This window comes from Mesorhizobium sp. WSM4819 (genome assembly GCF_055811215.1).
In genome coordinates, this window is sequence record NZ_JBVVQO010000038.1 from 23560 (window position 1) to 43743 (window position 20184).

Annotated in this window: 21 protein-coding genes and 1 tRNA gene; 11 read left to right on the plus strand and 11 right to left on the minus strand. The window is 63.2% G+C overall.

The features are described 5' to 3' along the window. Positions 1-68 precede the first annotated feature (68 nt). Both AC0L18_RS26415 and AC0L18_RS26420 read left to right on the plus strand, forming a co-directional pair. Positions 69-740 (plus strand): PadR family transcriptional regulator, encoded by a 672-nt coding sequence (locus AC0L18_RS26415; protein WP_473494838.1) that lies wholly within the window; start codon positions 69-71, stop codon positions 738-740. A gap of 106 nt (positions 741-846) precedes the next feature. Continuing rightward, positions 847-1140: an HlyU family transcriptional regulator gene (locus tag AC0L18_RS26420; RefSeq protein ID WP_065009209.1), complete on the plus strand. Its 294-nt coding sequence runs from the start codon at positions 847-849 to the stop codon at positions 1138-1140. 92 nt (positions 1141-1232) lie between these two features. Here the strand turns inward: AC0L18_RS26420 and AC0L18_RS26425 are convergent, their stop codons facing one another. Continuing rightward, positions 1233-1874 carry an FMN-dependent NADH-azoreductase gene (locus AC0L18_RS26425; protein ID WP_473494839.1) on the minus strand — a complete coding sequence of 214 codons (642 nt, stop codon included), beginning with the start codon at positions 1872-1874 and terminating at the stop codon, positions 1233-1235. Positions 1875-1982: 108 nt separating this feature from the next. Here AC0L18_RS26425 and AC0L18_RS26430 point away from each other — a divergent pair, with 108 nt between their 5' ends. Further along, complete coding sequence (locus tag AC0L18_RS26430; protein WP_473494840.1) at positions 1983-2930, plus strand: LysR family transcriptional regulator; 948 nt, start codon at positions 1983-1985, stop codon at positions 2928-2930. On the opposite strand, the gene AC0L18_RS26435 is transcribed toward AC0L18_RS26430, so the two are convergent. Further along, a complete protein-coding gene (locus AC0L18_RS26435; protein WP_473494841.1) occupies positions 2872-3489 on the minus strand; it encodes a TetR/AcrR family transcriptional regulator in 618 nt (205 codons plus the stop codon). The two genes, AC0L18_RS26430 and AC0L18_RS26435, sit on opposite strands and share 59 nt — an antisense overlap. 67 nt (positions 3490-3556) lie before the next feature. Here AC0L18_RS26435 and AC0L18_RS26440 point away from each other — a divergent pair, with 67 nt between their 5' ends. Further along, entirely contained in the window at positions 3557-3979 is a 423-nt protein-coding gene (locus tag AC0L18_RS26440) for a VOC family protein (RefSeq protein WP_473494842.1), read from the plus strand. Between the two features lie 111 nt (positions 3980-4090). Continuing rightward, on the plus strand, positions 4091-5002 hold the full coding sequence (locus tag AC0L18_RS26445; protein ID WP_473494843.1) for an arginase family protein: 912 nt from the start codon (positions 4091-4093) through the stop codon (positions 5000-5002). Positions 5003-5005: 3 nt separating this feature from the next. On the opposite strand, the gene AC0L18_RS26450 is transcribed toward AC0L18_RS26445, so the two are convergent. Further along, positions 5006-5953 carry a S1C family serine protease gene (locus AC0L18_RS26450; RefSeq protein WP_473494844.1) on the minus strand — a complete coding sequence of 316 codons (948 nt, stop codon included), beginning with the start codon at positions 5951-5953 and terminating at the stop codon, positions 5006-5008. A gap of 271 nt (positions 5954-6224) precedes the next feature. On the opposite strand from AC0L18_RS26450, the gene AC0L18_RS26455 reads away from it, so the two are divergent. The 3 genes from AC0L18_RS26455 (at position 6225) to AC0L18_RS26465 (ending at position 8960) form a co-directional block, all read left to right on the plus strand. Beyond that, positions 6225-7097 (plus strand): S1C family serine protease, encoded by an 873-nt coding sequence (locus AC0L18_RS26455; RefSeq protein WP_473494845.1) that lies wholly within the window; start codon positions 6225-6227, stop codon positions 7095-7097. An 8-nt stretch (positions 7098-7105) separates the two neighbouring features. Continuing rightward, complete coding sequence (locus AC0L18_RS26460; RefSeq protein WP_473494846.1) at positions 7106-7756, plus strand: helix-turn-helix transcriptional regulator; 651 nt, start codon at positions 7106-7108, stop codon at positions 7754-7756. A gap of 337 nt (positions 7757-8093) precedes the next feature. Then, entirely contained in the window at positions 8094-8960 is an 867-nt protein-coding gene (locus AC0L18_RS26465) for an SDR family oxidoreductase (RefSeq protein WP_473494847.1), read from the plus strand. Positions 8961-9250: 290 nt separating this feature from the next. Here AC0L18_RS26465 and AC0L18_RS26470 read toward each other — a convergent pair whose 3' ends face one another. After that, positions 9251-11422 carry an OmpA family protein gene (locus AC0L18_RS26470; RefSeq protein ID WP_473494848.1) on the minus strand — a complete coding sequence of 724 codons (2172 nt, stop codon included), beginning with the start codon at positions 11420-11422 and terminating at the stop codon, positions 9251-9253. A gap of 211 nt (positions 11423-11633) precedes the next feature. On the opposite strand from AC0L18_RS26470, the gene AC0L18_RS26475 reads away from it, so the two are divergent. Then, a complete protein-coding gene (locus AC0L18_RS26475) occupies positions 11634-12080 on the plus strand; it encodes a YcgN family cysteine cluster protein (RefSeq protein WP_091595075.1) in 447 nt (148 codons plus the stop codon). 245 nt (positions 12081-12325) lie between these two features. Next, on the plus strand, positions 12326-12691 hold the full coding sequence (locus AC0L18_RS26480) for a hypothetical protein (protein WP_287299340.1): 366 nt from the start codon (positions 12326-12328) through the stop codon (positions 12689-12691). A gap of 241 nt (positions 12692-12932) precedes the next feature. Here the strand turns inward: AC0L18_RS26480 and AC0L18_RS26485 are convergent, their stop codons facing one another. Beyond that, positions 12933-13643: an SIMPL domain-containing protein gene (locus tag AC0L18_RS26485; RefSeq protein WP_473494849.1), complete on the minus strand. Its 711-nt coding sequence runs from the start codon at positions 13641-13643 to the stop codon at positions 12933-12935. 245 nt (positions 13644-13888) lie between these two features. On the opposite strand from AC0L18_RS26485, the gene AC0L18_RS26490 reads away from it, so the two are divergent. Next, a tRNA-Ile gene (locus AC0L18_RS26490) sits at positions 13889-13964 on the plus strand. Positions 13965-14091: 127 nt separating this feature from the next. Here the strand turns inward: AC0L18_RS26490 and AC0L18_RS26495 are convergent. The 6 genes from AC0L18_RS26495 to AC0L18_RS26520 form a co-directional block, all read right to left on the minus strand. Next, positions 14092-15282: a tyrosine-type recombinase/integrase gene (locus AC0L18_RS26495; RefSeq protein ID WP_473494850.1), complete on the minus strand. Its 1191-nt coding sequence runs from the start codon at positions 15280-15282 to the stop codon at positions 14092-14094. 14 nt (positions 15283-15296) lie between these two features. Further along, on the minus strand, positions 15297-15503 hold the full coding sequence (locus AC0L18_RS26500; RefSeq protein WP_473494851.1) for a helix-turn-helix domain-containing protein: 207 nt from the start codon (positions 15501-15503) through the stop codon (positions 15297-15299). Between the two features lie 71 nt (positions 15504-15574). Beyond that, positions 15575-15820 carry a helix-turn-helix transcriptional regulator gene (locus tag AC0L18_RS26505; RefSeq protein ID WP_473494852.1) on the minus strand — a complete coding sequence of 82 codons (246 nt, stop codon included), beginning with the start codon at positions 15818-15820 and terminating at the stop codon, positions 15575-15577. 654 nt (positions 15821-16474) lie between these two features. Further along, positions 16475-17668 (minus strand): IS91 family transposase, encoded by a 1194-nt coding sequence (locus AC0L18_RS26510; protein ID WP_473494853.1) that lies wholly within the window; start codon positions 17666-17668, stop codon positions 16475-16477. Positions 17669-17671: 3 nt separating this feature from the next. Continuing rightward, positions 17672-18580, minus strand: a complete 909-nt coding sequence (locus AC0L18_RS26515; protein WP_473494854.1) for a tyrosine-type recombinase/integrase — start codon at positions 18578-18580, stop codon at positions 17672-17674. Between the two features lie 191 nt (positions 18581-18771). After that, entirely contained in the window at positions 18772-20178 is a 1407-nt protein-coding gene (locus tag AC0L18_RS26520; RefSeq protein WP_473494855.1) for an exonuclease domain-containing protein, read from the minus strand. Positions 20179-20184 lie beyond the last annotated feature (6 nt).

A 20184-nucleotide genomic window follows, 5' to 3' on the forward strand; every position in this document is an offset into this window, starting at 1 on the left:
TATCTTGACTCAACGGCCTCATTCGCATAATTGAGATATATCGTAAGACATAACTCAAGGAGCAGGCAATGCACGGACATCATCATTTCGGCGGGCATGCCGAGCGCGTTTTCATGCATATGGCCGGCAAATTCGGCGGTCGTGGCGGCGGCTTCGGCCCATTCGGCCACGGCATGAGGGGTGGCGGGCGCGGCGGGCCGGGCGACATGTTCCGCGCCGGGCGTATGCTGGCCGACGGCGATCTCAAGCTGATCACGCTGTCGCTGCTGGCCGAGGCGCCGCGCCACGGCTATGACATCATCAAGGCGCTGGAGGAACGCACCAGCGGCGTCTACAGCCCGAGCCCCGGCGTGGTCTATCCGACGCTGACCTTCCTGGAAGAGGCCGGCTATGCCGTCTCGTCGGCGGAAGGCAACAAGAAGGTGTTTTCGATTACCGAGGCAGGGCAGGCGCATCTCAATGACAATCGCGAGATGATCGACCATGTGCTCGATCATCTCGAGCGTTTCGGCCGCAAGATGGCAAAGGCACGTGACTGGTTCGGCTGGAACGACGATGGCGAGGATAGCGGACGTCGCGGCCGCGGCGGTTCGGAAAAGCGTGACGAATTCCGCGCCGTGCGCCAGCGGCTACGCGCAGCCCTCGGCGACATTGTCGACGCGCCCGCTGAAAAACAGGCCGAGGCGATCGCGATATTGAAAGGGGCGGCCGAAGCCCTCGAAGCGCTGTCGCGCGACTGACTTCCAGGCCGGATGCGGGCCTTGCCCGTTTGCCTAAGGATCGCTAGTGAAATCATCCTGCACCACGCTATGTGATGCAGGATGATAGCCGTTGGAGGGCGCGCCCATGTCTTTTCTGAAACGTCTTTTCGGCGGTGGCGGCGGTGACGCGGGCGAGCCAAAGAGTGCTGCACCGGCAAAGCAGATCGAGCACAAGGGATTTTTGATCAGCGCCACGCCGTACAAGGCGGAGGGCCAATACCAGACCTGCGGCGTGGTTTCCAAGGAGATCGACGGCGTGATGAAGGAGCACAAATTCATCCGCGCCGATCGTTTTGCCGGGCTCGACGACGCTGTCGACATCTCGATCAAAAAGGGCATTCAGCTGGTCGACGAGCAGGGCGAGAAGATGTTCGGGTGAGACCCGATCGGTCTCCGGCGCATCTTGAAACGAACAAGGCAAGCGCCCTGTCGGGCGCCTGCCTTTAATTAGAGTTACCGACTGCTGGTGGCCTACGCCGCCACCGCGGCCTGTTTGCTTACGGTCGATGTCACCAAAGCATCCACCTTGGCTGATGCCTTGGCCAGAGCGGCAGTGACCGCGTCCGGCCCCATGCCGACGCCTTCGATGCGGATGACTTCGACGTCGGTCATGCCGATGAAGCCAAGCACGCTGCGCAGGTAAGGGATGGCGTGGTCCATCTGCACTGCAGCGCCTTCCGAATAGATGCCGCCCGAGGCCAGGACGATGTAGACCTTCTTGCCGGTGACGAGGCCCTTCGGGCCATTCTCGCCATAAGAGAAAGTCTTGCCGGTGCGGGAGACGTGGTCGACCCAGGATTTCAGCGTCGACGAGATGCCGAAATTGATGAATCCGGTGGCCAGGATGATGGTGTCGGCCGCAAACAGTTCATCGAGCACGCCGTCGGAAACGCCGACGACCTCGGCCTGGCGCTGGGTGCGGGCCTCGGCGGGCGTATAGATGCCGGTCGAATAGTCCGGATCGATGTGCGGCAGCGGGTTTGCGACGAGATCGCGTGCGACGAGCTTGGCCGAAGGATCCGCGGCGAGCAGCTTTTCTGCAAGTTCAGTGGCGATGCGGGTCGAATGCGAGGCATTGCCGCGCGGACTGGATGTGACGAGAAGGATGGACATGGCGGGTCTCCAGGGTTGGCTGAACTGTCCCGACCTATATGGGCGAGCTGACCCATTTGAAAAACCGGTACATTTTATGTATGTTCCATCCAAATAGTGGATAGAACGATGCAGCCAAACCCGACGCTCGATCAGCTTCAGATCCTTGTCACCGTCGCCGACACCGGCAGCTTCTCCGCCGCCGGCCGCAAGCTCAACCGAGCGCAGTCGGTCATCAGCTACGCCATCGCCAATCTCGAGGCACAGCTTGGGCTGAAACTGTTCGAGCGCGAGGGCACGCGCGAGCCGCATCTGACCGATGTCGGCCGGGCGACGCTGGAAGATGCGCGGCGCATGGTCGGCGTATTGCAGCGCATCCGCTCTCGCGTCGACAGCCACAAACAGGGCCTGGAGGCTGAAGTCGCGCTGTCGGTCGATGTGGCGCTGCCTTCCACCGTGCTGGTGCGCGTGTTGAAGGCGTTCGAGGCGCAATTTCCAACCGTGATGCTGCGCCTGCATATCGGCACACTCGGGCTGATCCCCGATCATGTCGTCAATGGACATGCCGATCTCGGTATTGGCGGCCTGCTGGGCGAGGTCGACGCGCATCTTGTGCGCATTGGCTTCATGTCGATGGTGCCGGCGGCCGCGCCAAGCCATCCGCTGGCGCTGCTTCCCAAGCCGGTGCCGCTGGAGGAGGTGCGCGAACACATCCAACTTGTCGTCAGCGACCAGTCCGAGCGCACCAAAGGGCGCGACTACGGCGTCTATGCCTACCGCACCTGGCGACTTACGGATATGCGAACCAAGCATGCGCTGATGCGCGAAGGGTTGGGCTGGGGCGGACTGCCGCGATGGTTGATTGCTGACGATGTGGCCAACGGCCGGCTGGTGGAACTCGATCTGGAGCCGTATCGCGAAGTCCGCGCGCCGCTTTATGCCATGCACCGCGCCGACCGCAGCCCGAAGCCGGCTGCGGCTTGGCTGATCGACCAGTTCAAGCGCCAGCTTGGCTGTTTCAACGAGTTCGAGCCGAACCAGGGGCCTGGGGCGACAGACCATCAATCAGCGCCATGAGAACGGCACGGTAGTCCTCGGTCGAAGCGCCTGCTTCGATGGCGAGCGCCGCGCGGTCGAAGGCGGCGGCAAGCAGCGCGGTCAGCGCTTCCACCGGCAATCTCATCATGGACTGCGAGCGCATCGCGGCAACCAGGCCTTCGCGCAACGAGCGGTTGCCGTGGCGGTCGTCGATCTCGTCCATGGCGGCGCGGCCGAGCACGGCCGGCCCGTCGAGCAGCAGCAGCCGGGTGCGACCGGGTGCGCGCATGGCGGCAAGATAGGCATCCGAGCCGGCGATCAGTGCGTCGCGGGCAAACAGCGAGGGCGGCGAGGCGCGCTCGATCTCTTCCGCCACAGCCGCCGCCTCCTGCTCGACCGCTGTGGCGAACAGCGCCTGCTTGTCGGCAAAGTGGTGATAGAGCGCGCCGCGGGTGACGCCGGCCGCAGCCACGATCTCGGGCGTGCCGGTCTCCGCATAGGACTTCTCGGTGAACAGTTTTCGCGCCGCTGATATCAGGTCGGCGCGCGTCGCTTCGGTGCGATCGCGGTTGGAGCGGCGCGCGGTTCTTTGTTGCATACATTCAGCCTGTATGTTAATACGTATTTGCATGCAGACTGTATGTTATTTGACGGGAGAAGGAAAGATGAAGACGACAAGCTATTACCCGGTGCTGATGACCGGCGACGTTGCCGGCACGAAGGCCTTCTATGTCGCGCATTTCAGCTTCAAGCCGCTGTTCGAGAGCGACTGGTATGTGCATCTGCAATCAACCGAGGATCGCCGCGTCAATCTCGGCATCGTCCACGGCGATCATGAAACCATTCCTGAGGAAGGGCGCGGCCGGACCTCCGGCCTGCTGATCAATTTCGAGGTCAAGAACCCCGATACTATCTACGAGCGGATCACCGCCGCCGGCCTGCCGATCCTGTGCAGCCTGCGCGACGAAGCCTTCGGCCAGCGCCATTTCATCACAAAAGACCCCAATGGCGTGCTGATCGACGTGATCAAGCCGATCCCGCCGAGCGCCGAGTTTCTGGAGCAGTTTGTTGAAGGCGCGGCGGCCTGAGCGAGACAGGGGCTGGCAGGAATTGTCTGTAGATATCACCTGAAGCCTTCAGCCGCGTGGCCGGTCATGTCTTTGCGGTCTATGCTGAGCTCATCAGCCTGGGCCCATTCCATGCGTGAAATCTGCCTTGTCCGCGCGCCCTCAAACCTTGGCCTCCGTCCGCTGAGGCCGGATCATATACCGGGGACGTGGCGTGCGCCGCAGGCGTTGACCGAAGCCGGGCTGATCGAGACGCTTTCGCCCCTCAAAGTGGTTGATCTTGATCGGCCCGCCTATAACACGGAGCCGCAGCCGGGCACCCGGCTGCGCAACGGCAATGCGATACGCAGCTTCAATCTCGGACTCGCCGAAGTGGTTGCCGGCGCGCTGAGACGAGGCGAGTTCCCGCTGGTCGTCGGCGGCGACTGCGCGGTTCTGCTTGGCGCGCTGGCTGGTGCACGGCGATCCGGTCCGCTGGCACTGGTCCATGTCGACGGCCACAGCGATTTCCGCCATCCGGGCAATTACGACGTCGATGCTTCGCTCGGCTCGGCCGCCGGCATGGACCTTGCGCTCGCCACCGGACGTGGTGAGCCGTTGCTGACCGACTGGCCTGAGATCAAGATCCCGCTTGTCGCGGACGAACAGGTGATTCAAATCGGCGAACGCGAGAACCGCGACCCCGACTTCGCCTGGCCCGACATCAATTCGACCGCGATGACGCTGATCGATGTTTTTGCCGTGCGGGAGCTCGGCGCGGCAAAGGTCCTGGAAAAGACCTGGACCACGCTGGCGCGAACCGGCTGGCCCTATTGGGTGCATTTCGACGTCGATGCGCTCGATCAGACCGTGATGCCGGCGGTGGATTCACCGGGCAGTCCCGGTATCGATCCCGACGATCTCGTCGCCATCCTCGCGGCGTTGGTGGCGGATCCGCGCTGCACTGGAATGGACATGACGATTTTCGATCCGGACCTTGATCCGACCGGCGAGCTGGCGGTGCTGCTGGTTTCGCTGCTTGGCCAGATGTTTGCGCCGCGATAGTTATTACGTCCGCGCCACCGGCATCAGCGTGACCTGAGAAATGCCGGAGCGGCGCACCACTGTGCACAGCGTTTCGCGGCCGATGCGCTCGGCGTCGAGCATGCGCACCAGATCGTCGACGCCGGTGACCGGGCGGCCGTCGATGGCGGCGATGATGTCGCCCTCTTTCAGGCCGGCTCTGGCGGCCGGGCTGTTCGCCTCAACACTGCGCAGGCGCACCGCCGTGCTGCTCGACACTTGCGACAAAAGGGCGGCGCGACGCGGCAGGGTTGTCGTGTCGGCCGAGACACCGATGAAGGCGCGGCGGACGCGGCCGAAGCGGATGATTTCCGAAATGACGAAATTGGCGGTGTTGGAGGCAACCGCGAAGGCGATGCCTTGCGCGCCATGGATCATGGCTGTGTTGACACCGATAACCTCGCCCGCCGACGACACCAGCGGTCCGCCGGAATTGCCGGGGTTGAGCGCTGCGTCGGTCTGGATGACATCGTCGATCAGCCGGCCGGTGGAGGCACGCATCGAGCGGCCCAGCGCCGAGACGACACCTGATGTGACGGTCCATTCGAAGCCGAGCGGGTTGCCGATGGCAATGGCGATCTGGCCGCGCCGCAGGCGCTTGGAATCGCCGAGCGGCGCGATATCGGCAAAGCTGCCGTCGGCACGCACCAGCGCGATGTCGGTGTCGGGGTCGCGGCCGAGAACGCGGCCTTCTCTGGAGACGCCGTCCGGCATGGTGACGCGGACGCTGCGGGCATCGCCGACGACGTGGAAATTGGTGACGACCAGCCCATCCGGTGTGATGACGAAGCCGGAGCCCAGCCCGCCGGCGCCACGGATGCGCTCGATGCGGCAGACGGCGGGACCGATGCGGTCCACGGCATCGGCGACCGTTGCCGAATAATCGTCGAGCAGCGCATCGTCGAACTGCAATTGCTGGGCGGGGAGGGACATGGCAGGGCTCCGTGTCTTTAGAGCAAGATGAAGGATGCCTATATGTGCGGAGCGGCCGGATCGGCCGCGACCTGACCAGATGGCCAGTCCAACGCCCAACTAGCCGTCAGGCGAGTACCCGCCAACGCGCTGCCGAGCGATATCTGGGGTAGAGCGACGAGCGTCCATTGGACGCTCAAAGTGCGCTCTAAGACTTTGAGCTCTCGCACCGTGTTTCCCGAAAATCGTTGCCGATTTTCGGGCCGAGGCGAAAAAGACCCAGGAGACCGACATGAGCGACTTCAATCTAAGCGCATTTTCCAACGCCATCGCCGATATCGCCGCCGCAGCGGCGCCGGCGACGGCGAGCTTTGCCACGCATCAGCATCGCACCGCGACCGCCTTCCATTGGCGCGACGGCTATTTTGTCGCTGCCGAGGAGGCGGTGGAGGCCGGCGAGGAGATCGAGCTGACGCTTTCTTCGGGCGACAAGGTGAAGGCTGAGCTGGTCGGCCGCGATCCATCCACCGGGACCGCCCTTCTGAAGCCGACCGGCGCGCCGGACGTGCCGCCGCTGACCAAGGCAGGCACGGCGCGGCCGGGCCATCTGGCCATTGCCGTCGGCAATAGCGACGGTGCGTCGCTCGCTGCATTCGGAACGGTTGGTGAGGTCGGTCCGGCCTGGCGCTCGATGCGCGGCGGCACGATCGACCGGCGCATCAATCTGGCCGTCAATGCCGGTGGCCGTTTCGAGGGCGGCCCGGTGCTCGACGCCAAGGGCGCACTGATCGGCATGCTGCTGTTCGGGCCGCGCCGGCGGGCGCTGGTTATGCCTTACGAGACGATCGAACGGGCGGTGGCGACGCTGCGCGAGAAGGGCCATGTCGCGCGCGGCTATCTCGGCGCCGGCCTGCACCCGATCCGCAACGGCGACACGCATGGCGCGATGGTGATGAGCCTCGACGACAATGGCCCGGCGAAGGCGGCCGGCCTGCACCTTGGCGACATCATCGCGTCGTGGAACGGCGAGGCCGTGCACGGCCCGCGCGAGCTGATCCGCAGGCTCGGGCCGGACAGCGCCGGCGCGTCGGTGACGCTCGGCGTGGTGCGCGGCGGCGAACGGCGCGACGTCGTGCTGACCATCGGCGAAAAGCCGCTAAACTGAGAAGATCGATGGCAAGTCACAGGGTCACGGGGCGGCGGCTGACGGTGCTGATCGCGCTCGATGACGTCGTGCGCGCCGAGCACCTGTCCACCGCGCTTGCCGCGACCGGCGATCTGCTGCCGATTGTGGCCGGTAGCACCAATAGCGCCGACAGAGCGGATGTCGCGATCGTCGATGGCGTTTACCTGGAAAGAGGCGGCGTGGAAGGCGGGCCCAGCGATCCCGCGATACCTCGGGTGCTCTTGTCGCAACGAGCGAGCCGGCAGCGGCCGGCCGATACCGTGTTTGCCGTGCTGCCGCCGGCAGTGGACGATCTGCTGATCGCTGCCGCCGCGCGACTGGCGGCGGCTGGCTATCGGATCTCGGGCGAGGGCCGCCCCTTGTCCGATCGACATGACGATTTCGCCTTCCATGACGACGATCTCTCCGACGAGGAGCCGGTCGGCGACAGCGCCAGCCGGCCAGTGCTGTCGCCGCGCGAGAGCGAAGTGCTGGCGCTTTTGGCCGAGGGCGCGCCCAACAAGGTGATCGCGCGGCGCCTGAACATTTCCGTGCATACGGCGAAGTTCCACGTCGCGGCGATCCTGATCAAGCTAGGTGCGGCCAACCGCACCGACGCCATCGCCATCGCCATGCGGCAAGGCCTGGTGCTGGTTTAGAGGATCACGGCAGGATGTCGGGCTATCATTGTCAAAGTTTGCGCCGCCCCTCGTCCGCCTGCCGGCACCTTCTCCCCGTATGGTGACGGGGAGAAGGAAGCTGAACGGAGCCACGGCTCGATTCTTGCGACGTTGCCAGTTGGCGAAAGCTGTGATCAAGGCGTCCTTCTCCCCGTCTCTATACGGGGAGAAGTGCCCGGCAGGGCGATGAGGGGCAGCGCAACGCCGCGAGAATCCTCCGCAGCGTCACCACCTCTCGATGCTCCCCGCTCTTGTGTCGGGCGACGGCACGCGGCAAGGATTGTGCAAAGAGGCCGGCACAGGAAAGGCGCAAGACATGTCGCTCAAGGGAAAGACGCTGTTCATCTCCGGCGGGTCGCGCGGCATCGGGCTGGCGATCGCGCTGCGCGCCGCGCGCGACGGCGCCAATGTGACCATCGCGGCCAAGACCGCCGAGCCCCACCCGAAGCTGCCGGGCACGATCTATACGGCGGCTGAGGAGATCGAGCAGGCCGGCGGCAAGGCATTGCCGATGCTGTGCGACATACGCGAGGAGGGGCAGGTGGCCGAGGCGGTCGCCAGAACCGTCGAAAAATTCGGCGGCATCGACCTCTGCATCAACAATGCCAGCGCCATCCAACTCACCGGCACGCTGGAAACCGACATGAAGCGCTACGACCTGATGCACCAGATCAACACACGCGGCACGTTCCTGGTTTCCAAAATGTGCATTCCGCACCTGAAGCTGGCCGACAATCCTCACATCTTGAATCTGGCGCCACCACTCGACATGAAGGCCAAATGGTTCAAGAACCATGTCGCCTATACGATGGCCAAATTCGGCATGTCGATGTGCACGCTGGGCATGAGCGCGGAGTTCGCCAGGGACGGCATCGCCGTCAATTCGCTGTGGCCGATCTCGACGATCGATACGGCAGCGGTGCGCAATCTTCTGGGCGGGGCGACGGTGGCGGCGATGAGCCGTTCGCCCGATATCATGGCCGATGCCGCGCATGCGATCCTGCTCAGGCCGTCGCGCGAAGCGACCGGCAATTTCTACATCGACGAGGAGGTGCTGCGCGCCGAGGGCGTCAGCGATTTTTCGATCTATGCGCCTGACGCGACAGGTCCGCTTGCCGGCGATTTCTTCGTGCCGGACGAGGTGTTTGCGAATTCGAAAACCAACGTGAAAAATATCTACTGACTGGCACCGGCATAGCCCTCGTTTCCCAACCGAAGCCGGAAACAAAAACCCCGCCGGCGAGGGGGTACCGGCGGGGCTCATGTGTCCCGCTGGAGTCGGGACAGGGCAGGGAAGCCCTAGCCAGAATCTGGGGTGGACGACCTCGCGATTCAATGCCTGGTTAAATCGCGACTTACATTCTCCTTCAACCTCGGCTGATTGCCGGAAATTGCCCAACCCGGAGAAACCGGGGTGGGCTATGTCTTCCCGTATAGATTCCAGAAACCAGTTCAGGTTTCTGAAACTGCGAGTTAATTCGCGCTGGCGACCGGCGCTACCAGCGAGGTGATGCGGCGGATGGCGACGCGACGGTTCTCGCGCTCCGGCTCCGATGTATCGACCTTGAGATACTCCTCGCCATAGCCCTGTGTCGTCAGGTTCTCCGGCGGGATGCTGAAGGCATTGCTCAGGGCTTCGGCGACAGCCTCCGCGCGACGGTCGGACAGAGCGAGGTTCGCCTCCGGCTTGCCGACGGCATCGGTATGGCCTTCGATCAGGAAGGTTTCCGCCGGGTTCTTCTCCAGCAGCTTCTCCATGGCGCTGGCGACGCCTTCCAGTTTCTGCACCTCGGTTTCGGGGATCGAGGCTGAACCGAATTCGAAGTTCAGCGTGTCGAGGTCGATGCGGCGGGCGATGTCGCGCACGCGGGCCGAGCGCTTGACTTCGTCGATCGAGTAGAGGCGCTGCACCCTCTCCACCGGCGGCTGTTCAAGGAAGGCATAGTAGTCGTCCGGATCCTCGACCTCCTCGGAATCCAGAATGTACTCCTCGCGCGGAATGTCGATCCGAATCGGCGGCAGGTCGTCGCCTGGATCGCGCCAGTCGCCATCGTCCTCATAGTGCCGCTCGTCGACATAGCTCAGCACATATTCGCGTCCGTCGGGCGCGATGCGTGAACGCTGGACGACATCACCGTAGCGGTTGCGGATGGTGACGATCTGGATACCATTGTCACGCTCGACGATTTCCCGGGTGCGATTGCTCGACAACTCCTCATAGTAGACGTTCCGCGCGCCACGCCGCATGCGCGGCGCATCGTCGCTTTCCACGATCGTCCGGTTGTTGAACTGGAGGATAACACGGTCGCCGAGTTCCCTGACGACGTCGACCCCGCGCGGGCGTTCACGACGGCGGCGAACGTTTTCCTCGTCGGGCGCACGCTCAACGCGTCTGCCCTTTTCCTCCGTCGCCCGAACCATCCTCTCAAGCTTGATCGCCTGCTGGGCCGCCCTGTCATCGGTGGGCGGCGGTCCCTGATCGACCGGAGCCGGCCTCGGGGCTTCCGCCTGTTCGCCGTTCTGCTGCGTCGGCTGTCCACCCGCGTCCTGGCCGCTGGTTTCTTGCGCGTTGTCCCTGCCGCCCCTGCGCTTGCGCACGGCATCCTTCTGGCTGTCGAACACGGGAGCCTCGCCTTGGGCCGGACCTTCCCCTTCGGCGGGCGCGGCCTGCTCGCGCTCGGCGGGCTGCTCGCCGGTTGAGGGCTGCTCGCCTGTCACCGGCTGTTCGTCGATAGGCTTCTTGCGACGGTCCTTAGCCTGATCTCGGGGCTTTTCGCCCTCGGCGGGAGCCGTTTGCTGGTCGGTCGGAAGCGGCTCGTCCTGCTCGCCGGCTTCCTTCCTGGCTGGCTGTTCGGATGGTGCGGCTTCGATCTGTTGATCCTGCTCCCGCTTCTTCCTGCGCGGCGTGGCCTGCTCGTTGTCATTTGCAGGTGCGGCCTCTTCGCCGGGCGCGGCCTGCTCGGCGGGCTTTTCGGCAGGTGCTGCCTCCTGCTGCTGCTCCCGCTCCCGCTTCTTTCTGCGCGGTTCGGGCTGTTCGTCGCTGGCAGGCGCGGCCTGCTCGGCGGGCTTTTCGGCAGGTGCTGCTTCCTTCTGCTGCTCCCGCTCCCGCTTCTTTCTGCGCGGTTCGGGCTGTTCGTCGCTGGCAGGTGCGGCCTGCTCGGCGGGCGGTTCGGCCGGTGCGGCTTCCTCCTGCTGTTGCCGGTCACGTTTCTTTCTGCGTGGCTCGGGCTGTTCATCGCTGGCCGGTGCGGCTCGCTCGGCCTCCTGCTGTTGCTGCTCGCGCTTCTTTCTGCGCGGCTCGGGCTGTTCGTCGCTCGCAGGTGCGGCCCGCTCGGCGGGTGCGGCTTCCTCTTGCTGTTGCTGCTCGCGCTTCTTCCTGCGCTGACCGCCCTGCTGCTCCTCGCCGGAAGGCGCGGCCTGTTCCTCGCGCTTCTTGCGAGGCTTCTGCTCCGGTTCCGCCTGCGGTGCGCAGCCTTCCGCCGACTCGCCTTCGGGGCAATTCGATTGCACGGGGATCAACGGCGTGGCGGTACTCTGCGGTGGGTCGAAAGCGGCGCTGCCCTGCAACGGGAATGCGCCCAACGGCGCGGACGCCATCAGCAGGCCAAATGCCGTGCCTGCCAGAATCCGTGGTTGGCGTTTCATTAAAAATCCTCCTTTGGCGTCCCATCCCGGCCCAAACTGTTCATCAACCGGATTGGTTCCGGTTAGCGGGCATTAACGGCTACGAAGGGCAATTGGCCGGCGTTTTGAAGGCGACTTCGTGTTATTCCTATGGTGCCGGCCTATGGGGCTGGCCGGGCCTGCGTCTGTTGCGGTGCTTGACCTTCACCCGGCCAGGGGCCACATCCCGTCGATGGAAACGCCGTTCTGGAAAACCAAGACGCTCGAGGCGATGACCCCGGCCGAGTGGGAATCGCTTTGCGACGGCTGCGGCAAATGCTGCCTGTCGAAACTCGAGGACGAAGACACCGGCGCGATTTACTGGACGAGCGTCGGCTGCCGGCTGTTCGACGCCGAAACCTGTCGCTGTTCCGATTATGCCAACCGGTTGGCGCGCGTCCCGGACTGCGTCGGTCTGACGCCGCAGAATGTGCGCACCATCAGTTGGCTGCCCAAAACCTGCGCCTACCGGCTGGTCGCCGAGGGCCACGATCTCTACTGGTGGCACAGGCTGGTGTCAGGCAGTGCCGAGACGGTGCATGAGGCCGGCATCTCCATGCGGGGCCGGGTCAGCGCCAGCGAGACCGATCTTGCCGAGCCCGACGACTATTTCGAGCACATGCTGGACGACGAGCCCTAGCGACGGGCCTTCAGGACCCGGAACCGGCTGCCCGACAGCGCGTTTTCTATCCAATGGTTCAGAACCGACCGGATTGTTCAGAACCGGACGCCGAGAAGACTGCGCAATTGCTTATTGCTACATGAACCAGAAATGAACGGCCGGTTCGTCGAAAGTTCAGATACGCAAGCGCATTCTCCTCGCCATCGGTAAGACACATTGGTTCGATCAAAGGCGGGCGGAAGCCCTGAACAAGGAGAGAAGACATGTTCAACACGATCAAGACGGCGGCCCTTTCGGCGCTTATCGGCCTCGGCACGCTTGCCGCCATCCCCGCCACAGCCCATGCAGACAGCATCTACCTCGGCTTCGGCAACGATGACGATCCGCGCGTCGGCGTCTATTCTGGCGATGATGACGATGGTTACTACCGCGAACGCCGCCGCGAACGCGACTGGCGCCGGTCCTGCTCGCCAAACCGTGCTCTCGGCAAGGCAGAGCGCATGGGTCTGCGCCGTGCCCGCATCATCGACGTCGGCCGCCGCACCGTGAAAGTAGCGGGCCGCCAGTATGGCGACCGCGTCGTGGTCGTGTTCGCCAATGAGCGCGGCTGCCCGGTCCTCTACCGGTAAGCGTTCGCACGTTGCCTACCGGCACGGCCTGCCTGGCAGTATGACCTTCTGCGAAGGTCAGCTTTAGGACATGACCTTCGCAGAAGGTCGGTCTGGAGACACGACCTTCGCAGAAGGTCGGTCTGGAGTAGAGCCCCCGAGATAGAAGGGTGCGGCTCGAAAAAACCCCGGAGGACCAGTCCTCGGGGTTTTTTAATGCAGCAAAGTCAATGTTGCCGGTTACCCGCGCTTCAGCGGGCGGTCACTTCAACTCGAAGGTGACTGTGACCTGCACCGTGTAGGAATTCTCGCCAGCCTGCACCGGAACCGATTCGCGGGCCGCATCAAAGGCCTTGGCGGTCATCGGTATCGGCGGCGGCGCGACGTTCTGGTCGGTGATTTCCAGCACCCGCCCGATGCTGACGCCGGCGGCTTCGGCCAGCGTCCTGGCCTTGGCCATTGCGTCGGCGACCGCCTTCTTGCGGGCTTCGGTGACAGTTGCCGTTGGATCCTCGTTGGAGAACGAGATGCCGCCGCCCTGGTTGACGCCGAGCGATACCGCCTTGTCGAGAATCTCGCCTGTCTTGTCGATGTCGCGGATCCGCACCGAAAGCGTGTTGGTCACCTGGTAGGCGATGAGTTCGGCTTCCTGGCTGCCGTCCGGCTTGTTGGTATAATTGTAGCGCGGGCTGATCTGGATGCCGGCTGTCTGCAGGTCGCGCTCCTTGATGCCGGCCGACTTCATTGCGGCGATCACCGAGGCCATGGCGTCGTTGTTGGCATCGAGCGCGGCACGCGCGGTCTTGGCCTCGCGCATGACGCTGAGCGTCAGCAGCGCCAGATCGGGGGCCGCGGTCGCTTCGCCTTCGCCAGTGACGACGATGCGGGCCGGCGGCGGCGAATCGGCCGCGCCGGCCATCGCCGGAAAAGCGATTGCGGCGGCGAGCGCCAAGGGCAAAAGATGTCTGGTCATAAAAATCTCCTCGGTCTGCGATCCAGTCGCGCTTGTCGACTACCGCATCGGCATAAAAATCGGAATCGATTTTCGGAAAGCTCGATGCGTAGATTCAAAGCGGTAGAGCGTATTTTGTATTTTGCGCGTCTAAGTGGACGCACCTCGCTCTAATGTCTGAATATGGGCTGATTTGGACGATTTCGGCCAGCCCATCCGGAAAGCCTTGTGCGGTTCGGGGAAAAACATTAATCCAGCCGCGTGTGGGGCCTGTAGCTCAATGGTTAGAGCCGGCGGCTCATAACCGCTTGGTTGGGGGTTCGAGTCCCTCCGGGCCCACCATAACCTTTGATTTTATTGAGGAAAATTGGCCTTTGCCCACGCTTTGCCCACGGTTTGCCCACGGCGCTTTGGCAGCAAAAAATCCTCTGAACGGGCGTGCTTGGAACAGTTCGCGATTCTTCGTGCTTCATTGTGAGCCGACGATGCTCAAATTGGCCCGCCGCTTCGCCTGATCGCGCTTTTCTTCGCGCTGGTTTATCGCTCTAGCAATGTCGACGGCAATGCGCTTCTTGTTCGCCTCACGGACGTATTCGTCGGTCACCGTCATCGACGAATGTCCCATAGCCTCCATTATGGCACGCGCTTGGATGTTGCACTCGGCGAGGTAGGTTCCAAACGTGCGGCGCAGGCCATGAAGCGTATAGCCATCCGGTATTCCAGCCTGCCGGGTCCAATGACGCATCATGCCGGTTAGGCTCTTTTCCGAGAAAGCGCTTCCATAAGCAGTCTTCAAAACGGTGCCGCCTTTCGATCGGTCGAGAGGTTCAAGCGCGGCTGCCAGCTTGTCTACGACCGGAATGAACATCTCTCGACCCCCGTGGCGATTGCGGTTTTTCTTCTGCCGAAAGTCAAAGGCTTCGATCAACACCAGCGAGCCGTCGAACAGCTCGATCTCCTCGCTCACCATATCGCACCATTCAAGAGCAGCGATATCGCCGCGCCGATTGCCGAGCCAGAAACCGAGTGCGTAGCAGGTCCGAGCAGGGGTACCAATTGGATGCCGCTCTTCGTACTTTTCTCTGATCCCGATTGGCCAGGCCGGGTTCTTGGTGGACCTGGGCACGCGTACACGAATGGACAGCGATGGGTCATCCTGCGGCTTGATCCATTTCTCGACTTGAATTGCCACCCACAGCAGTTTTTTGATCGCGACGAGAAGGTGCTTGGCGACCGTCCGGTTGGCAAGAAAGATGCCCTCGATTAGCGCGCGCAGACGATCGGTATCGAGATGTTCCACCGGGGTATCGCGCCACGTCAGTGGATAGTCAGGATCGACCTGCATCTCAAGGAAGCGTTCAATGAGCCGCAGGTTCTTCCGCTGCGTTGCCTCGTCAAAGTCCAGCCATTCCATGGTAGTTTCGAGTCGCCGTGCTGCATGCCCAAAAGTACGCGGCAAGGCGCGCCCCGGCATGTTGATAATTTCCGCCCCGCCAGCGCGACCTTCAACGGCACGCCGGTAGGCGATCTCAAACGCTTCGTCGCCGGGCCGGCCGGGTAAGGTTATTTGCCGAGCATGGCGATTAGCTCGAAAGCGCCAGTACTCCTTGCCATTGACGAGGCGCGAAGAAGATCCAGGGTAATCAGGATGTTTGGCCATTGAATTACTGTCCGCTAGTCCTTGCGTACGGGCTTCTGCAACAAGTCCTCACTTTTCATCGCAACGCGCAGCAGGACTGGATATGGAAAGCCTCTGCCTTGTTCTATGCCTTCAAAGGTGCGCTTCGGTATTCCCAGCACCTTGGCCGCGGCTTCGGCAGTGAACCCTTCCTTGGCCCGCCATGCTTTCACGTCTTGCGCAAGTTTCTCATTCTCGTTCACGTCATCACTTCCGCGCCGGCCATCATCATACTACGCCTGCAGCGCATACGCAACCAGCGTAGTTGCTATCGTTATTCTACGGCCCGTTTGCTTCGTTGCAACAGCTCTTGAAGGCCGCTATCTTTGTCCGGTAACGACGTGAAAGCGATATCCAGGGCTACACGATCCCAGACAGCGCGGCTGTTGATGCGCTTGGGCTTCGGCATGCGCCCATCGGCAACCATCTCGTCAAAAAGCGTCGATCCGACACCGATGTAACGAGCTGCTTCCTCACGAGATAGCCCTCGTGGGGCATACGAGATTGCGTCACTCTTCATGGACGCCGCCTCGGTCCTGATATTCCGGGCGTGGTGATATCGAAGCACAAAGCCACATCCTAGTTGCCATTTCGTAGCGGGGAGATCGTGTTGGAGTAAAATAACAAGAGCCTCGTTAAGCGGAAGCGTCCTGACTAGTTCGTTCGGCGTGAACTGGCAGCAACGTGCGAATGGGGGCATCCCGGCAGGGTAGCAATCCGTGCGGCCAGTCGGCGGGCGGCATTTCGCTGAGCTGGCGATCGGTGAGCCACTAGTCAGACGTCGCGTTCGGGTCACGTCTTCGGACGGTCTGCTTTCCGGCGCCGAGGATCGAATAGCGGACGTTGAAGAAGGATTGATCTCAACGACGGCTCCCGTGAAGAGTTTCGGGCGCCGGCAGGCGTACGAAAGTCCCCGAGGAAGGAACCCGCGGGCCACAGGCGAATGTCTATGGATATTTCGATTTTCGGCTGATGTCGGCGACGGCGCGACCGCCGCCGGGAAGCGCGGGGATGGAAGTGGACAGGCCGCTTCGTAGCGCGTCCGCGCGACGTTGCCGGCCCGGCACGTGGCTGGTTGCGGCCCTGTCGACATCGATGATCACCACGGGCGCGCCTGGGTCTGTTGCCGGAGGCTGGAAGCCTGCGGCTGAACGCCATCTCATGCCATGCCGGGTCATGGACACTTCTCCCGGTTCGTCGCTCTCGCATCCGGCGGTCCGCGCGGCTGCCTCCAGCGTTCGAACACCTCGACGACGATCATGCGTCCGCCACAGCAGGGGCATGGCGGCCGGAAGTCCTCCGTTTCGCCTGGTGTCTCGTCATCGGCTGGCGCGGCGACGTCCAGGAGTTCGCGCGCCAGCGCGAGGCTGGCCTTGCGGGCGGAGCCGGCGAGCAGGCCGTAATGCCGGATGCGATGGAAGCCACGCGGCAGGACATGGAGCAGGAAGCGGCGGATGAACTCGTCGGTTGCGAGCGTCATGACCTGCTGCCGCTCGACCCCGTCGCGGCGATAGTCCTTGTAGCGGAAGGTGACGCCGCTCTCATCGAAGCGGATGAGGCGGCGGTTCGATATTGCCACCCGGTGCGTGTAGCGCGACAGATAGGCAAGCACCGCCTCCGGTCCCGCGAACGGCGCCTTGGCATAGACCACCCAGCGCTTCTTTCTGACGGCAGCAAGGTGGCGCTGGAAGGCGTGTCGCTTGGTGAGGTGCGCCATCGACCCGAAGAAGCTGAGCCGGCCCGCTTCGTGCAGCGCAACCAGCCGGGTGAGGAACAGGCGGCGGAACAGCTTGCCGAGTACGCATACCGGGAGCAGGAAGGCCGGGCGCGACGAGACCCAGCGCCTCCCGTCCGGCGCAATGCCGCCACCCGGCACGATCATGTGGACATGCGGATGGTACATCATCGCCGAGCCCCAGGTGTGGAGCACGGCGGTGATGCCGATGCGCGCGCCGAGGTGTCTTGGATCGGCGGCGATAGTCAACATCGTCTCCGATGCCGCCTTGAACAGCAGGTCGTAGACGAGCGCCTTGTTGTGGAAGGCGACGTCGGCGATCTCGGCCGGCAGCGTGAACACGACATGGAAGTAGCCGACCGGCAGCAGGTCGGCCTCGCGCTCGGTCAGCCATGTCCGCGCCGCCGCGCCCTGGCACTTCGGACAGTGCCGGCTGCGGCAGGAGTTGTAGGCGATGCGCCACTGGCCGCAGTCCTCGCAGGCCTCGACGTGGCCGCCGAGCGCTGCGGTGCGGCAGTGCTCGATCGCCGACATCACCTTGAGCTGCTGCAGTGTCAGATGCCCTGTATGGGCGGCCCGGTAGGCGGGCCCGGCAGTGCGGAAGATGTCGGCGACCTCGACCGAGGCGCGCACTGCTCAGCCGTCGGGCGAGATCTCTGCCTCCTTGAACAGCCCGAGCTTGTCGAGCGGACTCGTGACGGTGCGCACCGTGCGGGTTGCAACCTTGGTGTAGAAGGCGGTGCTATTTAGCTTGGCGTGCCCGAGCAGGACCTGGATGATCCGGATATCGGTGCCGTCCTCCAGCAGGTGGGTGGCGAAGCTGTGGCGCAGCGTGTGCGGCCCGACCCGCTTGGCGATGTCGGCCGCCTGCGCTGCCTCGACGACCACCCGATAGAGCTGGCGGGTGCTGATGGGCTTCATCGCATGCTGCCCCGGAAACAGCCAGCCCTCGCGATGCATCACTCCCTGCTGGCGTCCGACCTTCCACCACTGGCGCAACAGCGTAAGCAGGTCGGCCGACAGCATGGCATTGCGGTATCGCCCGCCCTTGCCGCGCTCGACACGTAGCAGCATGCGCTCGCTGTCGACGTCGGCGATCTTCAGCGTCGACACCTCCGCCACGCGCAGGCCCGCGCCATAAGCGACCGAGAGCGCGGCCTGGTGCTTGAGGCAGGTGGTGGCGTTGAGTAGCCGAGATACTTCGTCGCGGCTCAGGACCACGGGCAGCCTGCGCGGGTGCACCAGCCGGACGAGCCTGCGCGCCAGGTCGGGACGATCGACCGTATGCGTGAAGAAGAAGCGCAGCGCCGACACGATGCTGTTCATCGTCGGCACCGGAACACCGTCGTCCTGCTGCTCGATCTGGAACCGGCGCAGGTCGTCGGCGGTCGCTGTATCTGGTGAACGCCCGAGGAACGTCGCCAGGTGTCCGATGTCGCGGAGATAGTTGCGCTGCGTCTCCCGTGAGAAACGCCGCATGTTCATGTCGTCGATCAGCCGCTGACGAACTGGACTGATAGGTGCATCAAGAACAGGATAGGGCATGGCTAGGCTCCTTGTTGAAGAAGCCCGTAATGCTCTGCCGCTGCCGGACGACGCTCAATGCAGGCGCGACGACGGCCGGCCTGTGCCCTCTACCTCAACCCTAGGCGCCCTCCCGCGCAGCGGGTTCGTTCACCGACCCATCATGGTCGTTACACGGTCTACGATGCGCCTAAATCCGATATGAATACAGTTCAAATAACCATCTGCGCCCTGAAGGCAGCAGCCCGCGCGCTACGATCCTGTAAATAGATGCGGTATCGAGCGAGAAGACCGTCGTGGTCTGTTCCTTCCCCCATCAGCTTATCCGTTTCGGCCAAAGCAAGCTCGTATGTGAGACAGCCGGACCCATCTCCCGCCAGTTGGTTCGCCAAGCGACGCTCGATCTCGACCTTTACCGTTGCGGGAAGAACTCCGCGGGCTTCGGAATATACGAGGCGCAACCCAAACCACCGCAAGCGCTCGTCTTCCAAGCTTTGCACGATAGAGAGACGATCCGGCCATGAGACTTGGTGGAAGGCGTTCATGCGCCCCTCGTCATCCGGCCCTGGGAAGCCGTTGTAGATTCGCTCCTCGAGATGAGGCGACAGCGGGTATGGTTCGCGGGCGGCGATGGAAGCGGCCACAAGCCGCGTGCGCAGATCAGCGTCCGCTTTCACGCGACGAGCTTGGTCTTCGATGTGGCCGATCGACCCGCCATCCAACATATGTTCAGGAGCATCGAAAAATGCGGTCAGCGTTGGCGCGGCGTTGATCCTGAAGCGACGGATCGGACTGCGCTTCTGCGCCAGATGGGCCTGGAGTTCGAAGTCACTCATCCCAGCAAGCTGGCCGACGTCGTGATTAAGGCTGAGGCAAAGCCGGCCGTTGGCTTGGTCGGGATCGACACCGATACAGACGACCGGCGTGTAATAAGCCTGCCCGCCAAAGAACTCAGTCAGCACGAAGCCATCTTCGGCGTCGACGAAATCCGCAACGGTGGCCTTGTTCGAGAAGCGAACGAACCGCTGCCACAGCTCCGGAGACCGCTGATAAACAAGTCGGCATAGTTCGACCGTTGCAAGCACATCAGACATGGCGTCGTGCGCCCGGGCATGGGAGACATCATTCGCCGCCGCAAGATGCTGCAAACGGAAGGTCCGCCGCCCCTCCTCGCTAAGCGGCACAACAAGCTGCGCGGGCGATACGGCATCGGCCGCCATCACCAGACTGAGCACATCAGCGCGGCAATTGCGGTGGGTACTCGTCAGATAGGCTGGATACAGGCACTGAAAGAGTGCGTGGCGCAGCATCTCTTCGTCGAAGCGGATGGAGTTGAAGCCGACGAAGACGGCCGGACTCCACGACATAAGGGTCCGGCGAATATCTCCTACCATCGCGTAGTGCGACGGCAGGTTGGTGTCGGTCAGCCGTTCGATCGGCAGCCCGTTGGTGCGCAGCGCCGAGGGATGGGGAAGCACATGAGGCTGTACGCGCGAGCGAGCTTCGAAGCGCGCCACCTCGTTCAGGTTCGCGTCAGTGCGAACAGCCGCGAAATGGAGAATCTGATCGAAACCACGCTTGAGCCCCGTCGTCTCGGTATCGAAGAAGACAAAGCTCATGGGCGT

Excerpts from the sequence above, each read along its gene's own strand:
- AC0L18_RS26480 (WP_287299340.1), top strand. The coding sequence starts at position 12,326 with ATGTTCAACACGATCAAGACGGCGGCCCTTTCGGCGCTTATCGGCCTC.
- AC0L18_RS26485 (WP_473494849.1), bottom strand. The coding sequence starts at position 13,643 with ATGACCAGACATCTTTTGCCCTTGGCGCTCGCCGCCGCAATCGCTTTT.
- AC0L18_RS26415 (WP_473494838.1), top strand. The coding sequence starts at position 69 with ATGCACGGACATCATCATTTCGGCGGGCATGCCGAGCGCGTTTTCATG.
- AC0L18_RS26445 (WP_473494843.1), top strand. The coding sequence starts at position 4,091 with ATGCGTGAAATCTGCCTTGTCCGCGCGCCCTCAAACCTTGGCCTCCGT.
- AC0L18_RS26420 (WP_065009209.1), top strand. The coding sequence starts at position 847 with ATGTCTTTTCTGAAACGTCTTTTCGGCGGTGGCGGCGGTGACGCGGGC.
- AC0L18_RS26495 (WP_473494850.1), bottom strand. The coding sequence starts at position 15,282 with ATGGCCAAACATCCTGATTACCCTGGATCTTCTTCGCGCCTCGTCAAT.
- AC0L18_RS26465 (WP_473494847.1), top strand. The coding sequence starts at position 8,094 with ATGTCGCTCAAGGGAAAGACGCTGTTCATCTCCGGCGGGTCGCGCGGC.
- AC0L18_RS26460 (WP_473494846.1), top strand. The coding sequence starts at position 7,106 with ATGGCAAGTCACAGGGTCACGGGGCGGCGGCTGACGGTGCTGATCGCG.
- AC0L18_RS26425 (WP_473494839.1), bottom strand. The coding sequence starts at position 1,874 with ATGTCCATCCTTCTCGTCACATCCAGTCCGCGCGGCAATGCCTCGCAT.
- AC0L18_RS26520 (WP_473494855.1), bottom strand. The coding sequence starts at position 20,178 with ATGAGCTTTGTCTTCTTCGATACCGAGACGACGGGGCTCAAGCGTGGT.
- AC0L18_RS26450 (WP_473494844.1), bottom strand. The coding sequence starts at position 5,953 with ATGTCCCTCCCCGCCCAGCAATTGCAGTTCGACGATGCGCTGCTCGAC.
- AC0L18_RS26430 (WP_473494840.1), top strand. The coding sequence starts at position 1,983 with ATGCAGCCAAACCCGACGCTCGATCAGCTTCAGATCCTTGTCACCGTC.
- AC0L18_RS26440 (WP_473494842.1), top strand. The coding sequence starts at position 3,557 with ATGAAGACGACAAGCTATTACCCGGTGCTGATGACCGGCGACGTTGCC.
- AC0L18_RS26470 (WP_473494848.1), bottom strand. The coding sequence starts at position 11,422 with ATGAAACGCCAACCACGGATTCTGGCAGGCACGGCATTTGGCCTGCTG.
- AC0L18_RS26505 (WP_473494852.1), bottom strand. The coding sequence starts at position 15,820 with ATGAAGAGTGACGCAATCTCGTATGCCCCACGAGGGCTATCTCGTGAG.
- AC0L18_RS26475 (WP_091595075.1), top strand. The coding sequence starts at position 11,634 with ATGGAAACGCCGTTCTGGAAAACCAAGACGCTCGAGGCGATGACCCCG.
- AC0L18_RS26515 (WP_473494854.1), bottom strand. The coding sequence starts at position 18,580 with ATGCCCTATCCTGTTCTTGATGCACCTATCAGTCCAGTTCGTCAGCGG.
- AC0L18_RS26455 (WP_473494845.1), top strand. The coding sequence starts at position 6,225 with ATGAGCGACTTCAATCTAAGCGCATTTTCCAACGCCATCGCCGATATC.
- AC0L18_RS26435 (WP_473494841.1), bottom strand. The coding sequence starts at position 3,489 with ATGCAACAAAGAACCGCGCGCCGCTCCAACCGCGATCGCACCGAAGCG.